The sequence below is a fragment of the Rhodocytophaga aerolata genome (assembly GCF_030503435.1).
Classification (GTDB): Bacteria; Bacteroidota; Bacteroidia; order Cytophagales; family 172606-1; genus Rhodocytophaga; species Rhodocytophaga aerolata.
In genome coordinates this window covers 215,969-236,222 of sequence record NZ_JAUKPO010000002.1, presented here as the reverse complement: position 1 = coordinate 236,222, position 20,254 = coordinate 215,969, and the positions used below count along the sequence as shown (strand labels likewise).

Annotated in this window: 16 protein-coding genes; 8 read left to right on the top strand and 8 right to left on the bottom strand. The window is 43.2% G+C overall.

Annotation, left to right across the window (positions count from 1 at the left end; translation table 11 throughout):
* Nucleotides 1–192 precede the first annotated feature (192 nt).
* Nucleotides 193–1,011, top strand: a complete 819-nt coding sequence (locus tag Q0590_RS05430; RefSeq protein ID WP_302036479.1) for a DUF3667 domain-containing protein — start codon at nucleotides 193–195, stop codon at nucleotides 1,009–1,011.
* Nucleotides 1,012–1,086: 75 nt separating this feature from the next.
* Here the strand turns inward: Q0590_RS05430 and Q0590_RS05425 are convergent, their stop codons facing one another.
* On the bottom strand, nucleotides 1,087–1,506 hold the full coding sequence (locus tag Q0590_RS05425; protein ID WP_302036478.1) for a TerB family tellurite resistance protein: 420 nt from the start codon (nucleotides 1,504–1,506) through the stop codon (nucleotides 1,087–1,089).
* 225 nt (nucleotides 1,507–1,731) lie between these two features.
* Here Q0590_RS05425 and Q0590_RS05420 point away from each other — a divergent pair, with 225 nt between their 5' ends.
* From Q0590_RS05420 to Q0590_RS05410, 3 genes are all read left to right on the top strand, one after another.
* Entirely contained in the window at nucleotides 1,732–3,069 is a 1,338-nt protein-coding gene (locus Q0590_RS05420; RefSeq protein WP_302036477.1) for an amidohydrolase, read from the top strand.
* A 68-nt stretch (nucleotides 3,070–3,137) separates the two neighbouring features.
* Nucleotides 3,138–4,292 carry a T9SS type A sorting domain-containing protein gene (locus Q0590_RS05415; protein WP_302036476.1) on the top strand — a complete coding sequence of 385 codons (1,155 nt, stop codon included), beginning with the start codon at nucleotides 3,138–3,140 and terminating at the stop codon, nucleotides 4,290–4,292.
* A gap of 77 nt (nucleotides 4,293–4,369) precedes the next feature.
* Entirely contained in the window at nucleotides 4,370–4,930 is a 561-nt protein-coding gene (locus tag Q0590_RS05410) for a DUF4112 domain-containing protein (protein ID WP_302036475.1), read from the top strand.
* 182 nt (nucleotides 4,931–5,112) lie between these two features.
* On the opposite strand, the gene Q0590_RS05405 is transcribed toward Q0590_RS05410, so the two are convergent.
* The 4 genes from Q0590_RS05405 to Q0590_RS05390 all read right to left on the bottom strand — a co-directional run bounded on the left by Q0590_RS05405 (nucleotide 5,113) and on the right by Q0590_RS05390 (nucleotide 11,923).
* Complete coding sequence (locus Q0590_RS05405) at nucleotides 5,113–5,550, bottom strand: hypothetical protein (RefSeq protein ID WP_302036474.1); 438 nt, start codon at nucleotides 5,548–5,550, stop codon at nucleotides 5,113–5,115.
* A 98-nt stretch (nucleotides 5,551–5,648) separates the two neighbouring features.
* Nucleotides 5,649–8,075, bottom strand: coding sequence for an MG2 domain-containing protein (locus tag Q0590_RS05400; protein ID WP_302036473.1), 2,427 nt, complete (start codon nucleotides 8,073–8,075; stop codon nucleotides 5,649–5,651).
* A 21-nt stretch (nucleotides 8,076–8,096) separates the two neighbouring features.
* A complete protein-coding gene (locus tag Q0590_RS05395; RefSeq protein ID WP_302036472.1) occupies nucleotides 8,097–9,152 on the bottom strand; it encodes a DUF4249 domain-containing protein in 1,056 nt (351 codons plus the stop codon).
* Between the two features lie 8 nt (nucleotides 9,153–9,160).
* Nucleotides 9,161–11,923 carry a TonB-dependent receptor gene (locus Q0590_RS05390; RefSeq protein ID WP_302036471.1) on the bottom strand — a complete coding sequence of 921 codons (2,763 nt, stop codon included), beginning with the start codon at nucleotides 11,921–11,923 and terminating at the stop codon, nucleotides 9,161–9,163.
* Between the two features lie 333 nt (nucleotides 11,924–12,256).
* Between Q0590_RS05390 and Q0590_RS05385 the strand changes: the two genes are divergently transcribed.
* From Q0590_RS05385 to Q0590_RS05370, 4 genes are all read left to right on the top strand, one after another.
* Nucleotides 12,257–13,198: a D-2-hydroxyacid dehydrogenase gene (locus Q0590_RS05385; RefSeq protein WP_302036470.1), complete on the top strand. Its 942-nt coding sequence runs from the start codon at nucleotides 12,257–12,259 to the stop codon at nucleotides 13,196–13,198.
* Between the two features lie 77 nt (nucleotides 13,199–13,275).
* On the top strand, nucleotides 13,276–13,704 hold the full coding sequence (locus tag Q0590_RS05380; protein ID WP_302036469.1) for a hypothetical protein: 429 nt from the start codon (nucleotides 13,276–13,278) through the stop codon (nucleotides 13,702–13,704).
* Between the two features lie 344 nt (nucleotides 13,705–14,048).
* Entirely contained in the window at nucleotides 14,049–16,268 is a 2,220-nt protein-coding gene (locus tag Q0590_RS05375) for a beta-galactosidase trimerization domain-containing protein (RefSeq protein ID WP_302036468.1), read from the top strand.
* Nucleotides 16,269–16,563: 295 nt separating this feature from the next.
* Nucleotides 16,564–18,342 carry an L-lactate permease gene (locus Q0590_RS05370; protein WP_302036467.1) on the top strand — a complete coding sequence of 593 codons (1,779 nt, stop codon included), beginning with the start codon at nucleotides 16,564–16,566 and terminating at the stop codon, nucleotides 18,340–18,342.
* A 134-nt stretch (nucleotides 18,343–18,476) separates the two neighbouring features.
* Here Q0590_RS05370 and Q0590_RS05365 read toward each other — a convergent pair whose 3' ends face one another.
* The 3 genes from Q0590_RS05365 to Q0590_RS05355 all read right to left on the bottom strand — a co-directional run bounded on the left by Q0590_RS05365 (nucleotide 18,477) and on the right by Q0590_RS05355 (nucleotide 19,973).
* A complete protein-coding gene (locus Q0590_RS05365) occupies nucleotides 18,477–18,881 on the bottom strand; it encodes a type II toxin-antitoxin system VapC family toxin (RefSeq protein WP_302036466.1) in 405 nt (134 codons plus the stop codon).
* Nucleotides 18,863–19,096, bottom strand: a complete 234-nt coding sequence (locus Q0590_RS05360) for a hypothetical protein (RefSeq protein ID WP_302036465.1) — start codon at nucleotides 19,094–19,096, stop codon at nucleotides 18,863–18,865. The genes Q0590_RS05365 and Q0590_RS05360 overlap by 19 nt, the downstream gene beginning before the upstream one ends.
* Before the next feature lie 178 nt (nucleotides 19,097–19,274).
* On the bottom strand, nucleotides 19,275–19,973 hold the full coding sequence (locus Q0590_RS05355; protein ID WP_302036464.1) for a DUF7684 family protein: 699 nt from the start codon (nucleotides 19,971–19,973) through the stop codon (nucleotides 19,275–19,277).
* Nucleotides 19,974–20,254: the final 281 nt, after the last annotated feature.

Here is a 20,254-nt window from a genome sequence, read left to right as displayed (position 1 = left end):
ATAGATAGCTACACTTACTTAGCCTGATAAACAGCTTTTTATTTTCGGTTGCAGCGCCAGTTTCTTTCAATGAATACGTACTCATGGGTACTGTTTATGCATCACTCAACAGGTATTTAAGAACCTAAATGTATTCGCTTATCCGCTGAGCAAAAGTAATTTACATTCTGAATATTTTCTTGATTAAGGACTATGGAAGCCATACAACTATCCGGAGCCCTACCTGTTCCGGAACATTCAACCTTACGCGTTTGTGACAACTGCGAAACACCAGCTACCGGAAAGTTTTGTGTGAATTGCGGGCAGGAGCATGAACCCAGCAAACTTCATTTTAAGGATTTTGTTGTAGACTATATTCGTTCGCTTATTGACATAGATTCCAGATCGCTAAAAAGCATACGTTGGCTGGTGTTTAAGCCAGGGCTGCTGGATGCACAGTATATCCAGGGCAAACGGGCCAGCTACGTAAGTCCCTCCCAGATTTATTTATGTATGAGTATTATTTTCTTTTTTGTAGCCTCTCAGTTTGATCCCCTAACCCTAGAAAATTCTGCCGAGTTGCTTAATCCGGCAGACCTGGAAGCTATCTATGCTACACAGAAGATGACAGCTACGGAAGTAGATGCTTTATTCCAGGAGAAAGTGCATGATCATTTACCTGCGTTTCTAATGGTGGTGGTGCCTATTCTGGCTCTTTTCCTGGGAGCCTTGTATCGAAGCGGTAAAAAATATTATTTCGTTCACCACCTTACGTTTTCTTATCATTTTTTTGCTTTTCTCTTTCTTATTCTGATTCCTGGCAATTTTAATGAAGACCTGGCTAGTATAGGGCTGCTCAGCCTATTTGTCTATTTGTGGATTGCCCTAAAAAAAGCGTATGAAGAGAGTTTGCTGACAAGTGGCCTCAAAGCAGGAATTACCTGGATACTTGTGATTTTGTTATTGTATGCGTATCTGGACTTTTCGGTGAACTACACGATCGGGGAAATTAAAGCAGATGTAGGGTTGTAAAGCAATTTTGTTTACATAAAAAGTCAGGCATTGTTTCTTGTAGAAATAATGCCTGACTTTTTATATCAGAAGTTATTAAGTAAGCATTTGTTCCAGTTTCTGATAAATTTCCTCCGCCGGTACGCCCTTCGCTATATGCTGCCTGATAAAACCTGCCAGGTCAGTGATTGTTTCAGGGGCGAAACCCATTTGCATGGCCAGGCTCTGACAAACCCGCATTTCGTTGCCAATTACATTCCCATCTATCATCATCATCCATACCAGGTCAAACAGCAGGCGGAAGGTATCTTTTGTGCCTTTAGGGGGAGTAAAAGGTACCTTATCCATATTGTTTCGTATGTCCTGCACCTCTTCCTCGGTAATATCCATCCGCTTGGCTATTTGCATCAGGTTATTTATTTCGTGTGCATCCAGATGGCCATCGGCCATAGCTACTTGTAGTAACTGTTTAATATAACTTTTGCCTTTTCTGCTGATATGCTGTAGTGAATCCATGATAATGTAAAGATGAAATGTTTAAAGCAATAACCTTATACTGTGTAAAGCAAGTGGAGGTTGGTAATCGATAGTTACTAAATTTTAGCAGGATTCACAAGCATTGGAAAGGCACTATACAAAAACCCATGTATGGCTATGGGTTATTTTGCTTTTAAATTGCAACCAGTTTTATTTCATTTATCCGCAGTATTGCATAATTTACCGGATCAATCCACATCTGATATGAATAAACCTATCCTTCCTCTCTATAAACCGTTACTTGCTGTAGGTATTGTTGTATTATCTTGTTCTGTAGCTGCCGGGCAGTCAAGTAAATGGCAAGCCGCCATAGCCAAGCAAGCAGATAAGCTGGAGCCCAAAGTAATAGAATGGCGCAGGGATTTTCACGAACATCCGGAGTTGAGCAACCGGGAGTTCAAAACTGCCGAAAAAGTAGCCGCCCACCTAAAGGCACTAGGCATAGAGGTAAAAACCGGTATTGCGCATACTGGCGTAGTAGGTATTCTGAAAGGAGGAAAACCCGGGCCTGTAATAGCCTTGCGTGCCGATATGGATGGCTTGCCGGTTACCGAGCGGGTTAATCTTCCATTTGCCTCAAAAGCGAAAGGCGAATACAATGGCCAGCCGGTAGGCGTTATGCATGCCTGCGGACACGACACACACGTAGCCATGCTCATGGGAGCAGCAGAGATACTGGCAGGTATGCGCAATGAACTAAAAGGCACGGTGAAGTTTATATTTCAGCCGGCAGAAGAAGGCGCCCCCAGTGGAGAAAAAGGCGGGGCTTCCCTGATGGTAGAAGAAGGAGTATTAGAGAACCCCAAAGTAGACGTAGTTTTTGGCTTGCATATTAATTCGCTGACTGAAGTAGGGAAACTCAAATACCGCCCCGAAGGTACCATGGCCAGTTCGGATGGGCTGCGCATAAAAGTAAAAGGAAAGCAGGTGCATGGAGCCTATCCTTGGGATGGCGTTGACCCAATTGCTGTATCGGCCCAGATCATTAATGGGTTACAAACGATTGTCAGCCGCCAGACAGAACTGATACAGGATGCCGCCGTGGTTACTATTGGCAGCATACATGGAGGCGTACGCGGCAACATTATACCAGAAGAAGTAGAAATGGTAGGCACCATCCGGGCCCTAAATGTAGAAATGCAGAAAAAAATTCATGAAAAAATAAAGCTAACCGCTACTAAAATAGCCGAAAGTGCTGGCGCCACTGCCGAAGTAGATATAACCATTGGCAACCCGGTAACCTATAATGACCCCACGTTAACTTCCCGGATGGTGCCTACGCTGGAAGCTGTAGCCGGAAAAGAAAATGTTATTCTCACCAGAGCTGTTACCGGTGCCGAAGACTTTGCTTTTTACCAGCAGAAAGTACCGGGTTTGTTTGTATTCGTGGGAGGTATGCCCAAAGGAAAAAATCCCTCAGAGGCGGCTCCGCATCATACTCCTGACTTCTTTATTGACGAAAGCGGCATGAAACTGGGTGTAAAAACACTTTGCCAGCTAACATTGGATTATATGGAGGGAAAGAATGGAAAAGTACAGTGATAATACCACCAGACCCTATAAGTATAATACGTTGGTTTACCCGGTTGATATTTTCAGCATAAAACAGTATGAAAATATCTTTCTTTTTGCTCAGCTGTGTATTGTTAATGGCTTCTACCCTATACGGCCAAACAATTTCCCTGCGGGAAGTATGTACCTTGCCTGCTTCGTTAGCAGAGACTTCAGGCCTGGAAACGGCCGGTCCTAATCAGTTCTGGACACACAACGATAGTGGCGGACAAGCAGCCGTGTATGCCTTTGATACGTTAGGGAATATAACCCGTACCATTGCCGTTACCAATGCTGGCAAAACGGATTGGGAAGATATAACCAAAGATGCCGCTGGGAATATCTATGTAGGAGACTTTGGCAATAACGGAAATGACCGCAAAGGTCTGTACATCTACAAAATTCCCCCGCCGGCTTCTATTCCCGGAAATAGTGTAGCTGCTGCAACCATTCAATTCAAATACCCGGACCAGAAAGCTTATCCGCCTGCCGACAACCAGAAGAACTTTGACATGGAGGCAATGATCTTTTTTAATGATTCACTCTACTTGTTTTCTAAAAATCAGACAACACCCTTTAATGGGTACACCAAACTTTACCGCTTGCCTGCGGTAGCTGGTACATACACAGCCGCTTTAGTGGATAGCTTTTATACTGGCACTGATATGCTGAGTGGACAGATTACTGCTGCTGCCATTAGTCCGGATAAGCAGCGGCTGGCATTACTTACTTATACTAAGATTTATGTTTTCAGCGAATTCAGCGGATCACGGTTTTTTAGCGGAAAAGTCAGCAGGTTAGACATGAGCAGGCTGTCACAAAAAGAAGGGATAGCCTTTATGGATAATTGTACGGTCTATGTAACGGATGAAGAGTTTATGGGTACCGGGCGTAAGTTATATCAGGCAAACATTTGTACAACGACCACTGGGTTAAACCATTCTGTCCCAGATCCTTCGCTTCATATTCAGAAAATTTATCCGAATCCTGCTCTGGCAGAGGTAGCTATACATTATCAGCTACCGTATGCTTCACACAATGCTCAGTTATTAATCTACAACTTGTATGGCCAGGAGATAAGCCGGAATCCTCTGCAACCATCGGCTGCTTCTATGGTGTTACCAGTAAGTGGATGGCCGGCCGGTATCTATTATTGCCGCATAGAAACTGGCATACACTTCGGCTACACCTACAAACTGGCAATAGCTAAATAGGGTCAAGTATTTCTTGAGAACTTGCTGCTAGAAAATGCGTACCTGTACATAGACTACCTTATATAGGAGAAAAAACTATGGCAAATGCAGGTAAATATTCAATAAACAATCCGGCTGTACCGCATGCAGCACAGCCAGGTATATCATATGGCCATTCCGGCGCCATGCAACCACAGGTACCGCTAAGAGATATCCATGAGTTGAAATGGATAGAGCGGGTGATTAACGTAATGGATAACCGCTTCCGCATTCCAGGTACCAATATCCGTTTTGGCTTAGACCCTATTATTGGGCTATTCCCTATTGTAGGAGAAGCTGTTACATTCAGTATCTCCAGTATTCTTATTTTGTCTATGGTGAAATATGGGGTAAGCCGGAAAGTCATTATAAAAATGATAGGCAATGTAATGATCGATGCGGCAGTGGGAAGTATCCCTTTGATAGGCGACCTTTTTGATGTGGCGTATAAAGCTAATTACCGGAATTATAAATTACTGAAAGAACATCAGCTGGAAGGAAAACACAGTGGAAGTGGCACCGGCTTGCTGATAGGTGTAGGATTGGTTTTACTGGTACTATTAGGTGTGGTGGTGTTTGTACTGTGGAAACTGATCGACTGGTTTATTGGCTTGTTTTAACAAAACAGAAGGTAGGTATAGAAGGCAAGTATCTTTCCTAAGTTACGTGTACCTACTTGCCTTCACATACATTCTATCATTCAACTACTGGGTTAGTTAACTCAAGGCTGTAGAGTATTGCATGAGGCTTAGGAGTTAGTGCCTGGCCAATGGGTATAAACAGCGGTAAATCCCAACTTTTTTTAGTTTCGTTTTAAAACAAAGGTATAGTCTGTACGTACGCCTTTGCCATTTACGGTTCCTGCTTGCCAGACAGGCATTAAGGAAGCAATTCTTTTCAATTCCTTCTCTAATGGAGGATCTGCGTTAAAAGCAGGTTTTAACTCAATAACTTTTCCTGATTCATCTATCTTGGCTGTAATGTATACTTTTCGGCCTAATTTTATTTCATTCGGGGAGTTTTCTACCTCGTTTCTGATAAACTCTTCCAGTTCCTCATGACCGCCGGGAAAGGAAGGCGGATTTTGTGTTTTTACATCTTCTGTTGCATAGTAAGTAAGTTCCGTAATAGGGTTGTTTTGAGCAGACAAGCTGGCTGACAGCAAACAACTAAGTATACCTATACAGAAGGCAACCAGTGTCGATTTAACCTGTAATGGGGTTGTAAGTAGCTCTTTCATGCGATTCAGGTGATTGATTCATGTCTCAGATGTAATTCTATAGCTGAAGGTTGCTTGTATTCTCTAATTTTTTCTCATACCGGGTATTAGTCAGGAAATCATCTTTTGCTTTGGACTGGTAAGTGTACATCGTAGCTGGTAGTCATGGAGCCTGGTAGCCCTTCCGCAGAAATTCCTTCAACATGTACTTCATAAGTGCCTATGTTATCAGCATTGTAAAAGGTTACCTGGGCTTTCCCATTAGCATCTGTTGTGATGGAAGAATTCCAGTAGATAAGTGGCCGGAGATCTGGTTTTTGCCGTTCTGCGTTGGGATTGTCATATACTGGTGAATAAAATTCTCTGGTTTGGGAGTAGCCCCTGAAAGGAATTTTCATCAGGCCCGGTAGATCGGCCGGATAAAAGTCTCCACTGCGGGTATAGGCAGCAATAACTCCATTTTGCCCGAAGTTGCCAAAACGGGCTAATTTCTCGGGCCTACCAAATACTTCAACCGCTTGTACGGATGCCGGGTCGAGCGTAAGAAGAATATCATTCGTAGTAAACAACAAGCCATCTACAAAATAAACAGGTTCTTCTGTAAAATACATTTTGCGTTTGATGTTGAGCACTCTCAGGCTATACACGCCTTTCTTATCTTTAATAATTAGGCCAGGTACAATCTCTTTTAAGGTTTCGGGCATACTGGGAAACTGATTGTACTTGTCAAGCTCAATGATGTGATCGGCGGGCACATCGGCCACAGTCATCCGCACAGGTTGTTTATCATCTTCTGTCGCTTGTGGCTCTTGGCTATCTTCTTCTGTTTTATAAGCTGCTTGTATTTTTGATAACTGGCTGGTTTTATGAATAAAGTTTGTAACCTTCTCCTGAGCAAAATCCTGCAAGGGTACCGGAGGCAGGGAAATAGCCAGGCTGGTATCCAGTATTGATTGCAAACCAGTTTGGCTGATGGGCCGTAAAAACACATCCTTATCCTGAAAGTAATTGAAATCCATAAATTCAAATTTCCCATCTTGATCTGTGTATTCCTGATAAAATGCGGGATTGCCCCCAGGCACCGACAACGTGACCAGCTGATTAGGAACTGGCGATTTAGTAGAGGCATTTATTAACTGGCCTGCCAGAGAGAGGCCATTTTCCATATCATAGCGGATACCGGGTAATGTACTTTGTAGTACTTCTTTCCAGGAAAACCTTCGCCATCCTTGCGTCAATAGTAAGTAATCTAAGGCTTTATCGGCTTTGGTATCTGCGGAAAAGTAGTATTCAGGTTGCTCCACATATCCTTTCAAATCGGAGCTTAGCAGGAGATAGCTGCGGATGGTTTGTGTATATTCCGGCCTGGTTACCTGGCTTGCATCGGTAATCACCATTGCCATAGTAGCAGCCACCGGATTGCCGCTTTTATCCTGCGCTGTAATATCCAGGCTTACTTTTTCTCTAGGGTTATATATTTTTTTTCCTGGTGATACCTGTATACGTACATATTCTCCATGCTTTACAAACGCTAATCTTTCACATCTGGCATTGCCCAGCTCATCAAAGGCGGTGATCTGTACTATGCCTTCTGGCAACGTATGTTTAGGAATAGAAATAAGGGCATCTGCAGAGGAAGAAGTTGCCGAGAAAAGCACTTTTCCCCTGGCTTGAGCAATGATGCTTGCCTGTGATAATCCATTTCCTTTTGACTGAAGCTGTACTTTTATAACGTCCGAAGAAGTATTATCGGTTGTCATAACCCAGCCATCACTCAGCGGAACAGGCAGCGGGTACCAGAGCGTATCGCCCACAGATGTTACCAGGGTAGCGGTATACGTCTGGCCTGTTTGCGGTTGCAGTTGAAAAGCTCCCATTCCTGCATGGAAACTTTGAAAACTTGCCGCTGTGTCACCACGCTGACTGGTGATGATGCCTTGTACGTCTACTCCTTTACCTAGCTTGTTTACAGCTTTGAAGGCCACCGTACTTGTCAACCCACTCACCAGATTGCCACCTTCCGGGAAAAATTGTAAATCGGCTACGGGAAGTGCTTCCCCGGAAACCAATGTAGTGGGCTGATCGGGTTGATAAACTTGGATAGACTTGGAAAAAACAGAATGGGTACCTGCATTTAGCATCCATTTAGTGTATGCCCTAAGCGTGTATTTGCCGGAAGGCAAGCCGGCAGGGAGCACTAGATCGCCAGAGGCTCCATTGTTTTCTACCCGCAATTTAAGTGTGTGGATTAGCTTCTGTGCATCATTCAGCAAATCTACATAGATAACCCGGCTCCTGCTATGTGGGGTATGTTCGCTTGCATCTACCTGAAAAGCTTTTAGCCAAACAGTTTCCCCGGATGTATAATAGGGCCTGTCGGTCATCAGATAAAGTTTGTCTGGCTGGTAATGTTCAGTATACGTAGCTAGCCTGGCTTTAATAGTTTGAATCAACGGGGAGTCAGGTACTTGAAAGGCCACAAGCCCAGTAGCTAGTAGAAGCAAAAAAGCCAGGCAGAAAGAGTAATATTTGCTGTGAGTGAACATAATGCCAGAATTAGTAATAGGTTATTCTACCCAGTAAGGAGGGGTAATAGGGGTACGCAGGATACTTTCGTAACAAGGGTAACAAGGCGGCGGAGGCCCACTTGATGGAGGTGCTACTACAGGTAGGGGGCCGGAAGGGTTTTTTGCTACTGTAGACCGGTCTATCTGTATCCCATTAGCTTTTATATCGGATGCGCCAAAGTAGCCTAGTACAATTTCTTCTGCATCCGTTACATTACCTATATTTCCCCGGACGGTGGCAGGTGGCTTATCGAAGATGCCGCCCACATTTTTGCTTTGATCTTCCAGGGCTTGCCAGAATTTAAAGGCTTCTCTGGTTAAGGAATGTTGTTCGTAGTAGAGAAAATACTTGGATCTGGAGTTGTAAGGCACAACAGCCACCAGTTGCCGGCTGATAAGCGCACCATTTGTCAGCCTGTCGGAAGCTACATTAACACACCCATTACACCGTTTTATTTCCCAGCAATCGCTGCAACAAGTCAGGATAGTAGGTGTAGTAGACGGAGGCACCGTTTCATTGAAGCAATACTGAATTTTTTCATAATGCACCCAGTTCCACCGGTAGAAGTCTTCTGTAGCTGCTGGGTCTCTGGTATCCACATATACATAAAAACCCTCTTCGATGCCCGGCGACCCTTCTACAAATTCGTAATAGATGTTTTCAATAGCCGGCGTAGCTTTAATTAATTCTGGTTGGGACTGATATTTTTTACCATCCGCTGTTTCTATAGATAGAGTATACCTTCTGCCTACCTGTCCCTGGATACCCCCAGCCTGAGTTTTATAGATACCCGGGCTTGTTTCCTGCAAAATTTCACTAGTTCCGGCATCGTCACTGATGCGCACCGTGGCCCCTGGTACCAAAAAATTGGTGCCGTCGCTGCCGGTAGTGTATTTGGCAGTTTTCGTAAGTTTAACGGTGTACGGCCCCGGTAAAGTGCTGATTAATCCATCAACCACTAACTTTTCGCTGGCATCTGGCAGGTCTACCCCTATCTGCTGTACACAGGTAGTGAGCAGTAAAATCGGAAGTAGCAACACAAATAATCTTTTCATAACAGGCATCAGAACTTGAAATTATAGGTAATAGAGGGGAACATAGAAGCAAAAATGGAAAGCTTATATGCTTCGGGAGTGGCTCCATTGGTAGCCCGGAAAAAGACAGAATACGCATTTTTGCGGCTGTAGACGTTGTAAATGGAGAATGTCCAGCTGCCATCCCATTTTTTGTTACGCCGGTGGTTGCCATCTACGGTTGCCGATACATCCAGGCGGTGGTAATCCGGAATGCGGTTCTGGTTGCGTAAGTCATAATTGGCTACCGACACGCCACCCACCACATATTTAGATTCCGGATAGGTTACCGGCCGGCCAGTACTATACACAAAGTTGGCAGATAAGTTCCAGCGGCGGTTTTTCTGAAAAGCCATTACTACATTCAAGTTGTGCGGCTTATCATAATTGGCCGGGTAATACTTTCCCCGGTTAATGCGTTCTTCCGGATACTGGCCATCTACCTGAATAAAGGTACGGGAATACGTATAACTGGCCCACCCGGTAAGCCGGCCAACAGTTTTCTTCACCTGGGCTTCCAGGCCATAGGCTTTTCCTTTGCCTGCCAGTAAATCTGCTTCAATAGCCTGGTTTAGCAGCAGACTTGCCCCATCTTTATAATCTATAATATTATTGATCTGCTTATAATACACCTCTACAGACGTTTCATAGGCGTTGCCGAAAAAGTTCTTGAATAATCCCAGGGCTAGCTGGTCGCCAATCTGGGGTTGTACATACTGGTCACTCAATTTCCAGCGGTCGGTAGGGGCAGCAGCGGTTGTATTGGAGATCAGGTGAATATACTGGCGCATCCGGTTATAACTCAGTTTAATAGAACTGTTGCTGTTGAGGCTGATTTTGGCTGATATTCTGGGCTCGAATCCCTGGTACTGCTGGGCTACCTGTCCGTTTCTATAGGTGGTAGTATCTACAATGGTATAAATTTCCCGTGGAACACCTTCTTCATAGGTATACCGTTGGCCTGGTCCTCTGTTCTGGAACATCGAAAACCGCACGCCATACATTAGCGTCAGTACCGGATTTATCCGGAACTCATCATTTAAATACAAAGCCGATTCCAGGGCATGTTCATTATTGAGATAGACTGGCAAGGTAAGGGAGCCTGTGCGGGGTACCAGGCTGCCTGGAGATAATATATATTGAATCACACTAGCGCCGGCATCTGTTTTGTGTTTATCGCCGGAGAAATACGTAAGGCTATATTCCAGGTTCCGGTAATCAATCTTAGCAGGCAAATCAAATGCATTAGGTCCTTCCGGATTGGTGATTTTAGAGGTATACTTGCTATACACGGCTACAGCATTGGAAAATAGTTTTTTGCTGAACGCATGTGTCCAGCGGAGGGTAGCATTGGAATTACCCCAATTGAAAACGGTGCTGGAAGAATTTACTGCCACCGTAGCAATAGAGTCGGCCGGTAACCTGAATACATCTTTTCCCAGATAGCCGGAGATAGATAGTTTGTTCTTATCATTCAGCAGATAGTCTATTTTACCATTAATATCATAAAAATGGGCCTGCGTGCCTTTAACCGATTCATTAGGCACCATTTTCAGCAGCCAGTCGGCATATGAACCCCGGGCTGCTACCATTACCGCAAGCTTATTAGGAATGATTGGGCCTTCCAGCGCCAGACGGTTAGATACCAGGCCAATTCCGCCCTTGCCTGTCCATTTTTTAGGAGCGGCATCCCGCAAGGTAATGTCTAATACAGAAGCGATACGGCCGCCAAATTGAGCCGGTATGCCTCCGCGGTACAGCGTAACATCTTTTACAATATCTGGATTGAATACAGAAAACAACCCGAATAAGTGGGAGGAATTATATACCGGTGCATGGTCCAGTAGAATCAGGTTCTGATCGGTGCTACCACCCCGCACATTAAAGCCGGTGGCTCCTTCGCCTACGGTAGTAACGCCAGGCAGCAGCAATAAGCTTTTTACAATATCCACCTCACCCAACAAGGCAGGCATTTTGCGGATGGTTTTAATATCGAGCCGGGCCACACTCATTTCTGGTTTGGCTATATTCCGGTCGGCAGCTTCTCCAAAAACGGTAACTTCTTGCATTTCTACGGCCTGGTCAAATAGCTCTACATTCAGCGTCTGGTTATTTTTAATGTTGACTTGTTTTTTCTCAGGCTTATAGCCAATATAGTTGAAGGTAATAGTATAGGTGCCGGAAGGAATGGTTAAAGAATAAAATCCGGTATTGTTGGTGACAGTGCCGGCTTTTAATTCTTCCACATAAATAGTTGCTCCCATAATAGACTCCCCGGTACTTTTTTCGCGGATATTGCCGCTGATTTTCACTTTCTGCCCATTTTTATCCGGACCGAATTTTCTGAAAGTAGCTTGGGTGTTTGCCGCCGAAGGAGGGTCTGGCGTAACGGACTGTTCAGTTGAAGGACTATTTGGTGCCGGAGTAGAGGCTATTGAACTATCAGGTGTATTGGTTGGAGCAGCCTCTCTTAGCAGAACAATGGTTTGTTCGTCATATAAGACAAAACGTAATCCGGTTCCGCTGAGCATCTTTTCCACAACTCCGGCTACTGGCTCATTGGATAGCGAAGTGCTTATCTTCATATTGCCTATCCATTCTTTTTTGTAAAAAAATCTAATGGGGTACTTTCCTTCCAGGTCCGTAATTACCTCCTGTAAAGGTTGATTGGTATAGGTAGCAGTAATAGAAATGGGCGTGCTGTTCTGAATTTGAGCATTGGCATTTTGCAGCAAGAAAATAGTTAAAAGCAAGAATAAAATTCTTTGTAGGTAAAAGTTCACTATACGATAGGCTAGAAATACGGAAGATTGAATTGGTTGATAAGTAAAACAAAAAATTTGAATAATACAAAAATTAGGTAAGTCTTGTTTTTAGCAAAGGGGTTAGTTTGCATAATTTGTTCTATTCTTGTTTAAACCAGTATTTAGTACTTTCTTTATCTAATCTGGGCTTTATGAAATGGGATTTACTATCTTAAAGCTTTTAGAAAAGAACTAAAAGATGATAAGAAGGGCAGATATATAGATCTCCCTCTTTAGAATATGCTACAATAGTCTACATAGTTACAAGCAAGTTTATACTATATGAAACTCGTTTTTCTGGATACCAAAACCATGGGAGATATTCCCAACCTGCACCTGTTAGATAAGTTCGGCGACGTTGCCTATTACCAGACCACCAATCCGGATCAGACACTGGAACGGGTGAAGGAGGCAGATATCATTATTACCAACAAAGTAGTGGTAGACAGACGCATTATTGAGCAAGCCAAAAATCTGAAACTGATTTGTGTATCGGCCACCGGAACTAATAATGTAGATAAAGAAGCTGCCCAGGAAAGGGGAATTCCAGTAAAAAACGCTGCCGATTATTCTACCTACAGTGTAGCCCAGGCAACTTTTTCCTTATTGCTGCACCTGTTAAATAAAGTTTATTATTTTGATGGCTATGTAAAAAGTGGCGGCTATTCCCAGACAGATATATTCACCCATTTTGGCCGGACTTTTTGGGAAATTAATGGCAAACGATTTGGTATTATTGGCTTAGGCAATATTGGCCGGCAAGTGGCAAAAATTGCCGATGCCTTTGGCGCAGAAGTGGTCTATTATTCAGCATCCGGCAGGAATACCGATCAGCCTTACCTGCGCCTGGAACTGGATGAGTTTCTCCAAACATGTGATATTGTTTCTATTCATGCCCCCTTAAATGAATACACAGCCAACCTTATCAACTACGACCGCCTGCGACTAATGAAGAAGTCAGCCATTTTATTAAATGCAGGCAGAGGCGGCATTATTCATGAGGCCGATTTAGCCAGAGCCCTGAATGAGGATTTGATTGCCGCAGCAGGAATTGATGTGTATGAAAAAGAACCTATTGCCTTGCAAAATCCGCTGTTGCAGGTAAAAAATAAAGAGAAACTCGCCTTAACCCCTCATTTTGCCTGGGCAAGCATAGAAGCCCGTACCTTGCTAATGGACATTGTCGGACGGAACATTCAGGCATTTCTAAAAGAGGAAAAGTAATGTGTTTCTATCTCTTGTATTTGAGCAGCAATGAGTATTTTATTTTTAATGATTCTCGGATTATTTACACCAAAAGTATGAAAGAGAAAATTAAATTATTAACCCTAATCTCTTTAAGTTTAATATTAGGATGGACTTTTCATAGTGTTTGGGAGCATTACAAATATGAAATTTTTAAACCACGTTTTTTTGATTCTTATGATAGCTTTGATACCTTCTACCACTTATTTAGTACGGATTCAACTTATCAGAAAGAACACATAGGGTTACCATTACCATATAAAGTATGGATAGGTGAACATTATGAATTAGTTAAGGAGGAAACATGGAAAGAACCTAAACATGTAAACGTGCCTATGGATTTTGAAACTATATTGTATGATAATTTTGACGGGGAAATGACCGGTGGTAAAAGATTACTGATATACAATAATACTTTTTATTATTTTGAGTTCCAAAGGGAAAAGGAGACTTGGTATCTAATTAAAGTAGATACATTTATATAATTACATGCTGGTCATAAAAACCGAGAATCAATTTATTTAATAGACCCATGATCTAGCCTAACCCACTTTGAGGCTCAAGCCCAGGTTTGAACATCCTTCTCTACGCTCTGAAGGATGTGGCAACTAAGGAAATAATATTTACCCGGATGTAAAAAACACGAAAATCTTTGAGGGTAAAATGAAAGATTTATCTCTATACATATAAGAAGCTCCCTTCGTATACATACCGGTTTTTTTATCTTACCTAAAAATAGGATTGATTGAATACTATGTATAAATTATTTGAGAAAAACCTTTGCATTTTACAGATAAGGGCAGGGTTGCTTTAGTTAATCAATCCACCTATGCACAGAAGAAATTTTATGAAAGCTACTTCCTTAGTTGGAGGAGCCGCCTTATTGGGAGGAACCAGTTCTCTGGTAGGACTAACGGTACCAGCCACTATTCATATATCCGATGAACAGCTCTGGTTCAACCGTTCCATGCGGTGGGCCCAACTGGCCTTTGTGGAAAATGACCCTGGCCGCTACGATCCTGATTTCTGGCTTAGCTATTTCAAACGTATCCATGCCGACGGAGTATTGTTAAGTGCCGGTGGGGTAGTGGCCTTTTATCCAACTAATATTCCGCTGCATCACAAAAGTCCCTGGATGGGTAATTCTGATCCGTTGGGCTATCTGGTGGAAGGATGCCGGAAAATGAACATGAACATAATTCTGCGGACAGATCCGCATGCTACCAGGCAGGATATGTATGAGGCCCATCCAGATTATATTCATACAACCGCTGAGGGAGAAAAACGCCGCCACTGGGCCAATCCGGATTTGTGGGTAACCTGTGCCTTAGGTCCTTATAATTTTGATTTTATGACCAACGTGAACAGGGAAATTATGGAGCAGTACCAGCCGGAAGCCATTTTCTCTAACCGCTGGTCTGGCCATGGACTCTGTTACTGCGAACACTGCAAGCGGAATTTTAAAGCCTATTCTGGGTATCAATTGCCGCCTACCACTTCTTCCGGGCTTAGCACGGCCATGGCTGCCGGGGATAAATCTGACCCGGCGTACCGCAAATACGTTCAGTGGCGGACCGAACGGCTGAAAGAACTGTGGTTCCTCTGGGATGCCGAAATCCGCAAGCAAAAATCATCGGCCAGGTTTATTCCCAACGGCTTTCCCGATAAGCTCCTCACCGGCAAACATTCCGATTTCTTTTTTGCCGATCAGCAGGCCAGAAGTGGCGTTATTCCTCCCTGGTCGAATGGCAAGCATGCCAAAGAACTGCGGGCTACCATGGGGATGAAACCACAAGTAGGTATTTTTAGTGTGGGCATAGAAGAACCATACCGTTGGAAAGATTCTGTACAAAATGAGGCGGAAATCAGGATATGGGTGGCCGAAGGTACAGCCAATGGCCTGCTTCCCTGCTTTGTGAAGTTCGGTGGGTTCATTTACGACAAACGTTGGATGGACACCGTAGCCGAAATTTACCAGTTACATCACAAGCATGAACGGTACTTGCGGAATACAGCGCCTATAGCCAGAGTAGGAATGGTATATTCAGAACAAACCAACCGGAACTATGGCGGAAAGCCCTGGCAACAGAAAACAGAAGATCATGCCTATGGTATGTATCATGCGCTCATAGAAGAACGGATTCCTTTTGAAATGGTAAACGATGGGTTGCTAGATGCGGAACACCTCAAACCCTATAAACTACTCATCTTACCTAATATTGCCGCCTTGTCGGATGCGCAGTGCAGCCAATTAAAGGAATTTGTAACTAAGGGTGGAAGCCTGGTAGCTACCTACGAAACATCCTTGTACGATGAAGAAGGCAAGCAGCGGCCAGACTTTGGCTTGAAGGATTTATTTGGTGTGTCTTTTAATAAAGAAGTAGAAGGGCCCCTGAGAAACAGCTATCTGCGTTTGAAAAGTGATGCCGGAACTAAAAAGTTTCATCCCGTACTTAGTGGCCTGGAAGATGCCTACCGGATGATCAACACAGTTCATCAGGTAAAAGTGGTCTCAGATATGGCTTTTCCTGCCCCGGTAACCATTATCCCGACTTATCCGGATTTGCCGATGGAAGACGTATACATGCGTGAACCGGAAGGCAATACGCCGGGGCTTTATTTGCGGGAAATTGGCAAAGGACGCATAGCTTATATTCCAGGGGATATAGACCGTACGTTCTGGCAACTGATGAGCACTGATCATGGAAAACTGCTTTGCAATACCATCCGCTGGGCTTTAAATGAAGACCCGGTAGTAGAAGTAAAAGGCAAAGGAATAATAGATGTAACTGCCTGGCAGCAAAAAAACTCCATGACCGTGCACCTGGTAAACCTGACCAATCCCATGATGATGAAAGGACCATTCCGGGAGATCATTCCGCTGGATGCCCAACAAGTCAGTATCCATGTTCCGGCAAATACAAAAGTAAATGCTGTGCAGCTACTGGTAAGCGGACAAAAGCCTGCCTTCAAAATTAATGCGGGCAAACTCACCCTTACCGTACCCAAAATAAACGACCTGGAAATAATTGCCCTGGATCTGGCTTAGTTGCAATACTTCTATGACTTACAGCAAAGTGCAGTAAAAGACTACAGATGAGGAAACGATAACAGCTTTTGCAAAAGGCACCTTATGCGATCCTTACAGGACAAGTCTTTGGCATAGGAAGCAGGTTGTGCGGATTCTATAGAGTAATGTTGCAAAAGCGAGGCCTGCCCGGCTACGAGTGCAAAAGCTATCTATAAAGAGTAGGGCAATGTTTAGCTGTATTTCTTATAGCAATACAAGACTGTAAACCTAACATTTTCTATCCATATCATTAAACCTACAGGAGGCCTCATTCATGAACTGGACACAAGTCATAGACCCATTTAATAACATGGCTTTATCGGCCTTGGTGGCCATCATCCCCATACTGGTAATCTTCTGGGCCTTGATCATTAAAAAGATGAAAGGCTACCAGGCAAGTTTATTAGCTACTGGCATTGCCATCCTGATAGCTATACTGGTATATGGAATGCCAGTAAAGTTAGCCCTGCTATCTACGGCCAATGGCATACTCTACGGCTTATTCCCTATCTGCTGGATCATCATCAGTGCAGTGTTCCTGTTCAACATTACGGTGAAAAGCGGCCAGTTCGAAATTATTAAACACTTCATGGCTTCTATTACCTCCGACAGGCGGTTGCAGGCCTTACTCATAGCTTTTTCTTTTGGGTCTTTTTTAGAAGGTACGGCAGGCTTTGGGGCTCCGGTAGCCATTACAGCAGCTATGCTGGTAGGTTTAGGCTTTAATCCATTATATGCCGCGGGAATATGCCTCATTGCCAATACAGCGCCAGTAGCTTTTGGTGCTATAGGTATTCCTATTACGGTTGCTTCCCAGGTATCTTCCATCCCGGAAATGGCTATTTCCCAGATGGTAGGCCGGACCTTACCTATCTTATCTATCTTGCTGCCCTTTTATCTGGTAATGCTGATGTCAGGCTTCAAAAAATCTATGGAAGTGCTGCCAGCAATCCTGGTATCAGGTTTTTCATTTGCCTTTTTGCAGTGGTTTTCTTCCAATTATTTAGGTCCTGCCCTGCCAGATGTTATTGCCGGGATTGGTTCTATTGTGTGCCTGATTGTGTTCTTGAAGCTATGGAAACCCAAGAACATCTGGCGTTTTGCCAATGAACCTGCTCCCACCATTGATACAGAAATTACCTATACGAATGGGCAGATCATCCGGGCCTGGTCTCCCTTTATATTTCTTACCATTATGATTATTGCCTGGGGATTGCAACCGGTAAAAGATGTGTTGAATGCCATTGGTCTGGTGCAGTTTGAAATGCCGCAGCTGCACAATGTAATCGTAGACAAGAATGGAAGCACATTGCCCCATATTTACAAATTCAATTACCTTTCTGCTTCTGGAACAGCTATTTTGCTTTCAGCTATTATGGCCATACCCATCCTGGGACTGACTTTTAAAGAAGGTGTACAACAGTTTATCGTAACACTGAAGCAACTTACCTTTCCTATTATTACTATCGCTTCGGTCTTGGGTTTTGCCTACATTGTAAATGATTCTGGCATTACCATTACCATGGCCGAAGCACTGGCCAATACTGGCGTGTTGTTTCCGTTCTTTGCTCCGGTACTAGGTTGGCTAGGCGTATTCATTACTGGCTCCGATACTTCGGCCAATGCTTTATTTGGCAAACTGCAAGCGGCTACGGCTACCTCCATAGGGGTAGACCCAGTGGTTACCGTAGCGGCCAATGTTTCTGGTGGCGTAGTGGGTAAAATGATTTCTCCCCAATCTATAGCCGTAGCAGCTGCTGCCGGACATCTGGTGGGCAAAGAATCGGAGCTATTCCGCTTTACGGTAAAGCACAGTTTTATTATGCTGGCATTTATCTGTGTGTTGGTGTTATTGCAAGCCTATGTCTTTACCGGGCTCATTCCTGCCTACCAGAAGCTTGACCCTAATGGGAAGTTATCTGTTCCTGATGTATCCACAGGCTATCTATATCTGCTAGCCCTGGCAGGTGTATTAGCTAGTATTAGTGCCGCCATTATCTGGTCTAATAAAAAGGCCAAAGCCGACCGGGGAGAAAATTTGATTACTAAATAAAGTATCTATAGACTATTGCTTGTCGCCTAAAATAGCCGGTAACGTTCTGGGGCTTTATTCAATGGCGTAACTAGAGCTCATGAATTTACTCTATACTGCTCTACCAAAGATAAACGGGATTTGAAGGTTATTGGTCAGCCGTCATTTCTTGTCGTAAGCAAGGCTAAATTGTCAATGTGCACAAAATGTTTGAGGTTCAGGGTGTCAAAGGCTAAGCCATGTACAATTGCTGTAGCAGCGATAAATAGGTCAGGCTTGTCTATGGTTTTTCGCTTGGTCCTGAGTTGCCCGACAATTTCTGCTGCTTGTCTGGCTGCCTTCCCGTCAAAGTCCAAAACAGTCAGCCTTAGCAGCATTCCTTCCCAAAACTGCTTGTGTAATTGGGTGGCCCCATTATATACTTCAAATTCGGTAATACTTGAAATATAAAGCCGGTTGTATTGCCTGAAATGTGCAACGAGCCTTGAATTTGCCTTGTCTGTCTTGCGGAAATAGTCAATAAGAATGCTTGTATCAATCATTAACTTTTTGTCCGCCATGCTGCAATACTTTTTCTGTTTTCTTCAATAATGGCTATGTCTTTGTCGCTATATACCGGGCCATTGAGCAAAAAGTGAATGAAGTCATCTTCTTTGTTGTCAGAAGCTGGCTTTTCTTCATCAAGTTCCTTACGCAATCTGGCTTTCTGTGCCGGTGTCAGGGCCTTTACCATTGACAATAGTTGTTGAAACGGTACTTCTACTTTAATTTCCATAGTGTCTTATTTAAGTATTTTGTCAATAGGTAGTGTTTAGAATAAAATGGCGATAATGGAGAAGGTGTTGCTGAATGCGGGGAATTTGGAATACGTAAGCCTGGAAAACCTACAAAAGTTAAATAGTATCCCTTTTGCTGAAATGCGTTACGTCTACCCTGCTTTTGGCAAGACTTTTTTATGGCGCATTTTTCTTTTCATACGGTTCTTTGTCCATTTCAAATTCTGTCGTATATGTTCCCCAACCCATAAACTTATAGTAAATAGTCATAGCGTCATAATGACTACTCGCATAAAAAGTATGAATTAATTTACTGCCGGACTCTAATAGTTTTCTACAATCGTTACCACGTTCATCTGCTAAACAAAGTGTAGTCAAACCCTTATGGTCTTCCCAAATTTCGTGTTTTACATTGTCAGAAGGCAACCAACCCAATTCAAATTCTTCAATATAACTTTTAAGTTCGTCGAATCTGTTAATACCGTCTAAGTCTGTGCATACGATTTTTAGGTTCTCAAGATCTGCTGTCTCGGGTAAGCAAGTTGCAAAAAAGCATTGCCAAAAAGTGTCTGCTAATGTATCGTCATTATGCCAAGTGGTCATTAGGCCAATCTCGTTATGATTTTCCATTGTTTCCATAATGACCATAGTTTCGTCAAAAAGGTCATGAAGTTTTTCTCCGAAATGCCCGTGTCCTTTAAACTCTAAAATATTTTTTGAAATAGAAGTTCGAACAAATGTGTCAAAATTATCAATGTCAGGTTCATTGTTGGCAATAGCAAGGCAAATCCAATCCTTATCAGGAAGTTGGTTGCCAAACTTGTCATAGTCTAACCAAAAAACGTGTCTGCCAAAATATTTTCCTATTAGGTTCACGGTTGTCCCTTAAAATACCATATAACCTCTAAATATACGAAAGTTTCGTCGCAGGTTTTGTATTGTTTAGTGCTATTCTAAGAAAGTATGGTAGTATAATTGTCGTAGTTTTTGTAGTGTCGCTAAAATATTAATCTTAGTAAACCGGCTGTAATACTCAGACTACATCTGTTAAACGGGCTTTCTGTTTTTTCTACTAATCTGTTGTGCAAATATACAGTGCAATTGCCTCTTAATTAATAAATTAAGGCTCCATGATACATAGTAGCTTTTGCTTATAT

What these genes read in the sequence shown, in the direction of transcription:
- Q0590_RS05375 (WP_302036468.1), top strand. Translation starts at nt 14,049, where the DNA reads ATGCACAGAAGAAATTTTATGAAAGCTACTTCCTTAGTTGGAGGAGCC.
- Q0590_RS05420 (WP_302036477.1), top strand. Translation starts at nt 1,732, where the DNA reads ATGAATAAACCTATCCTTCCTCTCTATAAACCGTTACTTGCTGTAGGT.
- Q0590_RS05425 (WP_302036478.1), bottom strand. Translation starts at nt 1,506, where the DNA reads ATGGATTCACTACAGCATATCAGCAGAAAAGGCAAAAGTTATATTAAA.
- Q0590_RS05370 (WP_302036467.1), top strand. Translation starts at nt 16,564, where the DNA reads ATGAACTGGACACAAGTCATAGACCCATTTAATAACATGGCTTTATCG.
- Q0590_RS05380 (WP_302036469.1), top strand. Translation starts at nt 13,276, where the DNA reads ATGAAAGAGAAAATTAAATTATTAACCCTAATCTCTTTAAGTTTAATA.
- Q0590_RS05360 (WP_302036465.1), bottom strand. Translation starts at nt 19,096, where the DNA reads ATGGAAATTAAAGTAGAAGTACCGTTTCAACAACTATTGTCAATGGTA.
- Q0590_RS05430 (WP_302036479.1), top strand. Translation starts at nt 193, where the DNA reads ATGGAAGCCATACAACTATCCGGAGCCCTACCTGTTCCGGAACATTCA.
- Q0590_RS05385 (WP_302036470.1), top strand. Translation starts at nt 12,257, where the DNA reads ATGAAACTCGTTTTTCTGGATACCAAAACCATGGGAGATATTCCCAAC.
- Q0590_RS05415 (WP_302036476.1), top strand. Translation starts at nt 3,138, where the DNA reads ATGAAAATATCTTTCTTTTTGCTCAGCTGTGTATTGTTAATGGCTTCT.
- Q0590_RS05405 (WP_302036474.1), bottom strand. Translation starts at nt 5,550, where the DNA reads ATGAAAGAGCTACTTACAACCCCATTACAGGTTAAATCGACACTGGTT.
- Q0590_RS05395 (WP_302036472.1), bottom strand. Translation starts at nt 9,152, where the DNA reads ATGAAAAGATTATTTGTGTTGCTACTTCCGATTTTACTGCTCACTACC.
- Q0590_RS05365 (WP_302036466.1), bottom strand. Translation starts at nt 18,881, where the DNA reads ATGGCGGACAAAAAGTTAATGATTGATACAAGCATTCTTATTGACTAT.
- Q0590_RS05410 (WP_302036475.1), top strand. Translation starts at nt 4,370, where the DNA reads ATGGCAAATGCAGGTAAATATTCAATAAACAATCCGGCTGTACCGCAT.
- Q0590_RS05400 (WP_302036473.1), bottom strand. Translation starts at nt 8,075, where the DNA reads ATGTTCACTCACAGCAAATATTACTCTTTCTGCCTGGCTTTTTTGCTT.